The sequence below is a fragment of the Streptomyces poriferorum genome (assembly GCF_019399235.1).
In the GTDB taxonomy this organism is placed as follows: Bacteria; Actinomycetota; Actinomycetes; order Streptomycetales; family Streptomycetaceae; genus Streptomyces; species Streptomyces poriferorum.
In genome coordinates, this window is record NZ_JAELVH010000299.1 from 1 (window position 1) to 8,012 (window position 8,012).

Genomic DNA, 8,012 nt, shown 5'->3' on the forward strand with positions numbered 1-8,012 from the left:
GGACGCTGCCCCTCCCCGGCCGCTGGACCTCCCCGGGCGCAGCCCCGCAGGGGCCGGGCCACGCCCGGGCCGCGCCCGGGCCCTGCCGCCAATCGGGACCCCATACCCACCGGCCGCTCCGGCCAGTGGGTTACCCGCACTCGACCACAACCTGTCGCACCCCGTGACAGATCTCGAAGTAATTCGATCAATAACCGGTCACGATGTGCTACTTGATGCGTCGCACAGTCGCTACAGAAGCGACGTAATCGATGATTTGAGCAACTGGGTGTAGCACTGCCTGTACGAAGCGTTATTCTCCTCAGACGCATTCCGGAACCCACCACTCACTACGACGAGTGACGGTTTCGCACTGCACGTGATGGAAGCTCTGCCTCTGGGAGTCCCGTGTACCCACACGTCGGGGTTGACGCCTCGGGCCTGGCTACGCTGCGCGCAACGGTCGGCGACCGCTTGCGCGGCTTCGTCCCCACCGCGTACGCCGTACCCGCCTTTGCCACCCCTGCACCTGCCGGCCCCTGCTACGCCCTGGCCGAACGCGGCGCGGCGGTCGGAAGACGCAGCAACCGCGGCGCAACGACCACGTCCACCGTTCGTCGGCCGACCGCCGACAGCGACAGCGCGCGCATGATGGATCTCGTCGAGCGCGCACAGGCCGGTGAGGCTGACGCCTTCGGCCGCCTCTATGACCAGTACAGCGACACCGTGTACCGCTACATCTACTACCGGGTGGGCGGCAAGGCGACGGCCGAGGACCTCACGAGTGAGACCTTCCTCCGCGCCCTGCGGCGCATCTCCACCTTCACCTGGCAGGGCCGTGACTTCGGCGCCTGGCTGGTCACCATCGCTCGCAACCTGGTCGCCGACCACTTCAAATCCAGTCGTTTCCGACTGGAAGTGACCACCGGCGAGATGCTCGACGCCAACGAGGTCGAGCGCAGCCCCGAGGACTCCGTCCTGGAGTCCCTCTCCAATGCCGCACTGCTGCAAGCCGTGCGCCGACTCAACCCCCAGCAGCAGGAGTGCGTGACCCTGCGCTTCCTGCAAGGCCTCTCGGTCGCCGAGACCGCCCGGGTGATGGGCAAGAACGAGGGCGCGATCAAGACCCTGCAGTACCGCGCCGTCCGCACCCTTGCCCGGCTCCTCCCGGACGATGCCCGCTGACTCCACCCCGGACCGAGTCACTCTCGGCGATATGTTCATCACGCACTGGTCCGATCATCTTTCGTGCGTAACCCCAATGCCGCGCCGCTCGTTGTGCCGGTTGCAGGCTCCCTGTCGTCACCCCATGTCCGCAGACACTCACTCAATCGAGTGGATGCGCTCAAGGTGTGCAACCTTCCGGACCCACAGGGGAGTCGACCGTCATGACGAGAGGAGGTGCCGCCAGTGATCGCAAACGTTTCGGCACACCGGCGGGCGAACGCCTTCGCCCAGGCCCTGGAGGAGCAGTCGCTCCGCGGTGCGGCGGCCGTACAGCCCGAGGACCCGGCCGAACAGGCCGACCCCGGACCGCTGTTGGCCCTGGCGAACGGCCTCGGTGAGCTACCGAAGCCGGAGTTGGATCCCGAGGTCAAAGTGGTGCAGCGAGCCCAGCTCGTCGCCGCCATGGAGGCCATGTTCGCCGAGGGTGGCGCGTCCGCGGACCCTACGGTGCCCGAACAACGGGGCAAGGGGGCCCACCGGGCCTCGCCACTCCGGAAACTGCGCCCCAGATCCCGCTGGACGAAGGGCCTCGCGGCCGGCGGCCTCACCGTCGGTGTGGCCGCGGGAGCCTTCGGCGGAGTGGCCGCTGCCAGTTCCGACGCCCTGCCGGGTGACTCCCTCTACGGGCTGAAGCGCGGCATGGAGGACATCCACCGCGGCCTGGCCGACGGGGACGCGGACCGCGGCGAGGTCTACCTGGACCAGGCCTCGACCCGGCTCAGCGAAGCCCGCAGGCTGATGGAGCGCGCCCGCTCCGGCGATCTGGACCACGAGCAGCTCGGCGAAGTCCGACGCACGCTCAACGGCATGACCCACGACGCCACGGAGGGCCACCGCCTGCTCCACGCCGCCTACGAACGCGACGGCGCGCTCGGCCCCATCCAGACCCTCGACTCCTTCTCCCGCGCACACCGCGGCAGCTGGAGCAGCCTCCGCGACAGCCTCCCCGTACAGCTGGCCGACATCGGCGACCAGGTGAGCTCGGTCTTCGCAGCCATAGACCAAGAGGTCGAACCGCTGGAGTCGCTGCTCCCCCGCCCCCCGGAGACGGACAGCGGATCCAAGGAGTCCGGCACCACCGGCAACGGCTCGGCACCGTCCTCCCGTTCGCACGCCCCGTCGCCCTCGTCGCCCTCCGGCACGCACGACAGCAGTCCGGGCACCAGCTCCTCGCCCCGCCCGTCGGGCTCGGGCAGCAGCTCCGCGGACGGCCTGCTCGGCGGCGGCACGGACGGCCTGCTCGACCCGCCGTCCCCCGACGCCACCTCACCGTCGCAGGACACACCGAGCACGACCCCGTCGCCGGACATCACCCTGCCGCCCCTGATCCCCGGCCTGATCGGCGGCCTGGGAATCGACGCCCAGGACGACAGGGACTGACGCACATCGCCGGACGGGCACGAACCAAGCCCGTCCGGCGCAATCAAGCCCGGCCACCTCAAGCCCGTCCGGCCAATCAAGCCCGTCCGGCGATTGAGGACAAATCCCGCGCCCCGGCGCACCCGCAGCCACCCATCCCCAGCCCGTCCGGCGCTTGAGGACAGAACGACACGCCCGGCACCCGGGCAACGTCAGAAGAACACCGACCGCCGCTGCACCAGCAACTTGTACAGCGTGTGCTGAATCTGCTCCCGCACCTGATCCGTCAGGTTGAACATCAGCATCGGATCCTCCGCCGCCTCCATCGGATACCCGTCCGTGGGAATCGGCTCACCGAACTGGATCGTCCACTTCGTCGGCAACGGCAGGGCCCCCAGCGGCCCCAGCCAGGGAAACGTCGGCGTGATCGGGAAGTACGGGAAGCCCAGCAGCCGCGCCAGCGTCTTCGCGTTGCCGATCATCGGGTAGATCTCCTCCGCCCCCACGATCGAGCACGGCACGATCGGCACCCCGGCCCGCAACGCCGTGGACACGAAGCCGCCCCGCCCGAAGCGCTGCAGCTTGTACCGCTCGCCGAACGGCTTGCCGATGCCCTTGAACCCCTCCGGCATCACGCCGACGACCTCGCCCTGCCGCAGCAGCCGCTCCGCGTCCTCCGCGCAGGCCAGCGTGTGCCCGGCCTTGCGGGCCAGCTCGTTCACGACGGGCAGCATGAACACCAGGTCCGCCGCGAGCAGCCGCAGATGCCGCCCCGCCGGATGGTTGTCGTGCACCGCGACCTGGAGCATCAGCCCGTCCAGCGGCAGCGTCCCCGAGTGGTTGGACACGATGAGCGCCCCGCCGTCCGACGGGATGTTCTCGATGCCCTTCACCTCGACCCGGAAGTACTTCTCGTACACCGGCCGCAGCATCGACATCAGGACCTGGTCGGTGAGCTCTTCGTCGTAACCGAACTCGTCGACGTCGTACTCGCCCGTGAGCCGCCGCCGCAGGAACGCGAGCCCGCCCGCGATCCGCCGGTCCCAGCCACCGCCTCCCACGCCCTCAGGGCCCGCCACGGCCTCCTCCTGCCCCTCCGGCGGCAGCGCGGCCGCCGGCTGCCCGGGCAGGGCGCTGACGGACCCCGTACCGCGTCCCGCGGATCGCCGGCGCCCAGCACGCGGCACGCCTCCCGACCGCGAACGGTCGTCGTCGAACGGAATGACCTTGGCATCCGCCATCGTCGGTGCGCTCCTCTACCTGACGCTCGGAGTCGGGTGTGTGTCGCCGCTGCTCCCCGGGGCCCTGCCGGTCCCCCCGGCGAACGGCAGCGCGGCCAGCCGGTCGACGGCCCGGCCCACCGCCGCGGGCGGCAGCAGCCCCGGACCCCGGCTGCGCGCGAACTCGGCGAAGGTCTCCGCCGTGGAGAACCGCGGGCGGAAGCCCAGGGTCTCGCGCATCTGGACCGTGGAGACCACCCTGCCATGGGTGAGCAGCCGGATCTGTTCCGGCGAGAAGTCCGTCATGCCGACGGTACGCAGCGCCTGCCCGACCCACGTGACCGCGGGCAGCAGCAGGGGCATCGTCGGCCGCCCCAGCCGCCGCGCGCACTGCGAGAGCAGCAGCACCCCGTCGCCCGCGATGTTGAACGTGCCGCTGTTCAGCGTCCCGCGCCGCGGCTCGCCCGAGGCGATGCCGAGAACGTCCAGGACGTCGTCCTCGTGGACGAACTGGAGCCTCGGGTCGTACCCGAACACCGTCGGCAGGACCGGCAGCGCCAGATAGTCGGCGAGCGGCGAGTCCGGGTCGGGCCCCAGGATGTTCGCGAATCTCAGCACGCACACGGCCACGTCCGGCCTGCGGCGCGCGAAGCCCCGTACGTATCCCTCGACCTCCGCCGCGTCCTTCGCGAAGCCGCCGCCGGGCAGCGACTTGGGCGGCGTCGTCTCGTGGAAGACCGCCGGATCGCGGGGCGCGGAGCCGTACACGCCCGTACTGGACTTGACCACCATCCGCCGGACCGACGGAGCCTTCTGACAGGCGCCGAGCAACTGCATCGTGCCGATGACGTTGGTCTCCTTGACCGCGGTACGCCCCTGGGCCCCGAGCGCCTTGCCGCTGACGTCCAGGTGCACGACCGTGTCGACCATGTGCTCGGCGAGGACCCTGGCGATGGCGGGCTGGCGGATGTCCGCGCGCACGAAGACGGCGTCGCCCAGCCGTTGCCCGGGCGCGACCGCGTCGACCGCGATCACCCGGTCCACGTCCGGTTCACGCTGGATGCGCCGCACGAACCGGCCGCCCAGCTGCCGGGCCGCTCCCGTGACGAGCACGACCTTCCCCAAGATCAGCGCCTTCCGTCGGTCTCCCGTGAGGTGAGTGGAGGGGGCGCCGCGAAAAGGCACTCCCCCGGTCGTCACCGTAGCGGGTGGACGTTGCCCTGTGACGTCTGCGCGGCGGCGTTCTCCCGCGTCTTGGCCCGAATGTGCGCACCCGCCGCCCGCACCGCCGCGTACCGGGCCCGCACAGCACCGCAGCCCTCCCGCCTCATCGGCGAAAGGGCTGCGGATTTCACGAACTGCGTTCGCTTACTTCTTGTTGCGACGCTGAACGCGCGTGCGCTTGAGCAGCTTGCGGTGCTTCTTCTTGGCCATCCGCTTACGCCGCTTCTTGATAACAGAGCCCACGACTACCCTCGCTCACTTCTTCTTCACTGGTGCGGGGCGTCTGGGCCCACACGACCTACGTCGGCCTAGCCTACCCGCCACCGCGTGAGGTACGTAATCCGAGGGGAACGTCAGGCCGTCCCCACCCCCACGAAGGACTCGCGGAGATACTCGTGAACCGCTTGCTCCGGCACCCGGAAGGACCTTCCCACCCGGATCGCCGGCAGATGACCACTGTGCACCAAGCGGTACACGGTCATCTTCGACACTCGCATGACCGAGGCGACTTCCGCCACGGTCAGAAACTTGACCTCGTTGAGAGGCCTCTCGCTGTCAGCAGCCATGACCCACCTGTACCTTCCGCACGAGACGCGCACCGGCTTCCCCTCCGGTGACTCTTCGTCGTTGTGCGCTCACTCCCCAGATTAGGGGCGGGTGATGCGAGTGGGGAAGAGGAGAGACGATCGGCCGCCTACTGTGACAGACACGCCCGATTGAGCACATAGCGCGTCAGCGGCAGGTAGTACGCGGACCGCACGCCGTCGTCGAGCGGAACGGCGACCGCCACCCGGCCCTCCGCCTCCCCGACGAACAGCGCCGGATCGTCCGTATCCGCCAGGCCGATCGCCTCGATGCCCAGCTGACCTGCCCCGCAGACCCAGCCGTGGTCCCCCACGACCAGCTCCGGCAGCGGCCCGCGGGCCTCCGCGGCGGCCTCCAGGGCCACCCTCAGCGGCAGCGGTGAGTGGGTGTGTGCGCCGGTGCCACCGCCGGGCACCCGCGCGCCGGGTTCGCGCACCAGCGCGACTCCCCGTACGTAGTCGAGGTGGTACGTGCGTACCCCGAACCGGGTCGTTATGTCGATACGTCGCCCCTGCGCGGGGGTGAGTACGGCACAGCCGACCGCCGACAGGGCGTCTGCCAGCGCTGCGTAGAAGCCGATCAGCCGATGCGGATGCCCCGTCCCGAACAGCACCGGCGCCCGCCGGACCGCCGCGTCCGACAACCGCTCGGCAAACGCGTCCAGCCCCGCCATCGTCCGCTCCGGATCGATCACGTCGGGACCCGACACATGGGCCGGGTCGTCCGAGACCCCGCACTTGTCGGCCATGAGCCGCAGCAGGTCCCGCTCCCCCCAACCCCGTCCGGGATCGAGTCCGAGCGTCACCCGCGGGTCCCTGGCCGCGAACAGCCGATAACTCCGCAGGCTCGTCTCCCGCGAGGTGGCCACGGGCCCGGCCAGCCGGGCCGCCAGCAGATGCGCACGCAGCGCTCCGGTGCTCAACACCCTGCCGATGCTGCCCCACAGCCGGCGCCGAGGGGCCAAAACCCGGAATAGGCCCCACAGTTGGCGCAACCAGAACGCGCCACCGCTCCGGCCGTCAGGTCAGCAGCCCCCGCAGCGGAAACGCCGCACGCCGGGTCGCGAGCACCGCCTGGTCCAGCCGGTCCGCGGGGTCGTAACCGTCCTCCCACGCCTTCCACGACGGAGTACGCCCGTCCGTCATCCGGGCCGGCCCCAGCTGCCGGGTCCGGGCGTAGACCTCGTCCCGCCACGACGACGGGATCACGGACTCCGGATCCACCGGCGCGTGCGCGGCGATCCCCACCAGATGCGTCCAGGACCGCGGCACCACATCCACCACCGCGTAACCGCCCCCGCCGAGCGCCACCCAGCGCCCGCCCTCCGCGTACTCATGAGCGAGGTCGTGGCACGCCGCCATCACGGCCCGCTGCGCGTCCAGCGACACCGCGAGATGGGCCAGGGGGTCCTCGAAGTGCGTATCGGCCCCGTGCTGCGTCACCAGCACCTGCGGCCGGAAGTCCGCCAGCAGCTCCGGCACCACCGCGTGGAACGCCCGCAGCCAGCCCGCGTCACCCGTGCCCGCCGGCAGCGCCACGTTGACCGCGCCGCCCTCGCCCGCCCCGCCACCGGTCTCCTCCGGCCACCCGGTCTGCGGAAAAAGGGTGCGCGGGTGCTCGTGCAGCGAGATGGTCAGAACCCTCGGGTCCTCCCAGAACGCCGCCTGCACCCCGTCACCGTGGTGTACGTCCACATCGACGTACGCGACCCGCTCCGCGCCCAGCTCCAGCAGCCGCGCGATGGCGAGCGCCGGATCGTTGTAGATGCAGAAACCCGCCGCCCCGCCGGGCATGGCGTGATGGAGCCCGCCGGAGAAGTTCACGGCGTGCCCGGTCTCGCCGCGCCACACGGCCTCGGCCGCCGCCACCGACTGTCCGGCGATCAGCGCCGACACCTCGTGCATCCCGGCGAAGGCCGGATCGTCCGTCGTCCCGATCCCGTAGTTCTGGTCCGCGGCCCGCGGATCGGCGGACGCAGCCCGCACGGCCGCCACGTAGTCCGACCGGTGCACGAGCCGCAGCGTCGAGTCCCCGGCCGCCTTCGCCGCTACGACATCCACGGCCCGGTCGAGACCGAACGCCCGTACCAGGCCCATCGTCAGGGCGAGCCTGACCGGATCCATGGGATGACTGTCCCCGAAGTCGTATCCCGTTACTGCGTCATCCCACATCAACTGTGCGCGGCCGCTCATGCCCGCCACCGTATCGGGCAGGCTCCGCGCCGAACGACTTGGCGTACACCAGCGTCGCGAGCACCAGCACCATCGGCACGAGCATCGCGCCCCGGTAGCTCCAGGCGTCCCCGAGCGCCCCCACCAGGGGCGAGCCCACGAGGAACCCCACGTAGTTGAAGATGTTCAGCCGGGCGGATGTTCCCCGGGGCGAGCGATACCGCCATCGCCCGGCTGAACATCTTCA

At 70.6% G+C, this 8,012-nt stretch carries 8 protein-coding genes and 1 pseudogene; 2 read left to right on the plus strand and 7 right to left on the minus strand.

The window, feature by feature from the left end; genetic code table 11:
• The first annotated feature begins 387 nt into the window (after nucleotides 1–387).
• Both JGS39_RS33515 and JGS39_RS33520 read left to right on the plus strand, forming a co-directional pair.
• On the plus strand, nucleotides 388–1,164 hold the full coding sequence (locus tag JGS39_RS33515; RefSeq protein ID WP_024490754.1) for an ECF subfamily RNA polymerase sigma factor, BldN family: 777 nt from the start codon (nucleotides 388–390) through the stop codon (nucleotides 1,162–1,164).
• A gap of 225 nt (nucleotides 1,165–1,389) precedes the next feature.
• Nucleotides 1,390–2,586, plus strand: coding sequence for a DUF5667 domain-containing protein (locus JGS39_RS33520; RefSeq protein WP_219573524.1), 1,197 nt, complete (start codon nucleotides 1,390–1,392; stop codon nucleotides 2,584–2,586).
• 191 nt (nucleotides 2,587–2,777) lie between these two features.
• Here the strand turns inward: JGS39_RS33520 and JGS39_RS33525 are convergent, their stop codons facing one another.
• The 7 genes and pseudogenes from JGS39_RS33525 to JGS39_RS33555 form a co-directional block, all read right to left on the minus strand.
• The gene (locus tag JGS39_RS33525) at nucleotides 2,778–3,806 is read right to left on the minus strand and encodes a lysophospholipid acyltransferase family protein (protein ID WP_219573525.1); all 1,029 of its coding nucleotides are present in this window, start codon (nucleotides 3,804–3,806) and stop codon (nucleotides 2,778–2,780) included.
• A gap of 15 nt (nucleotides 3,807–3,821) precedes the next feature.
• A complete protein-coding gene (locus JGS39_RS33530) occupies nucleotides 3,822–4,910 on the minus strand; it encodes an NAD-dependent epimerase/dehydratase family protein (RefSeq protein WP_219573526.1) in 1,089 nt (362 codons plus the stop codon).
• A 243-nt stretch (nucleotides 4,911–5,153) separates the two neighbouring features.
• Nucleotides 5,154–5,252 (minus strand): 30S ribosomal protein bS22, encoded by a 99-nt coding sequence (locus tag JGS39_RS33535; protein ID WP_003948845.1) that lies wholly within the window; start codon nucleotides 5,250–5,252, stop codon nucleotides 5,154–5,156.
• Between the two features lie 110 nt (nucleotides 5,253–5,362).
• Nucleotides 5,363–5,575, minus strand: a complete 213-nt coding sequence (locus tag JGS39_RS33540; protein ID WP_123460011.1) for a helix-turn-helix domain-containing protein — start codon at nucleotides 5,573–5,575, stop codon at nucleotides 5,363–5,365.
• A 128-nt stretch (nucleotides 5,576–5,703) separates the two neighbouring features.
• Nucleotides 5,704–6,519: a phosphatase gene (locus JGS39_RS33545; RefSeq protein ID WP_219573527.1), complete on the minus strand. Its 816-nt coding sequence runs from the start codon at nucleotides 6,517–6,519 to the stop codon at nucleotides 5,704–5,706.
• 94 nt (nucleotides 6,520–6,613) lie between these two features.
• Entirely contained in the window at nucleotides 6,614–7,786 is a 1,173-nt protein-coding gene (locus tag JGS39_RS33550; protein WP_219573528.1) for an acetoin utilization protein AcuC, read from the minus strand.
• A pseudogene (locus tag JGS39_RS33555) lies at nucleotides 7,755–7,964 on the minus strand (MFS transporter); the annotation flags it as partial. The pseudogene JGS39_RS33555 and the gene JGS39_RS33550, both read right to left, overlap by 32 nt.
• Nucleotides 7,965–8,012: the final 48 nt, after the last annotated feature.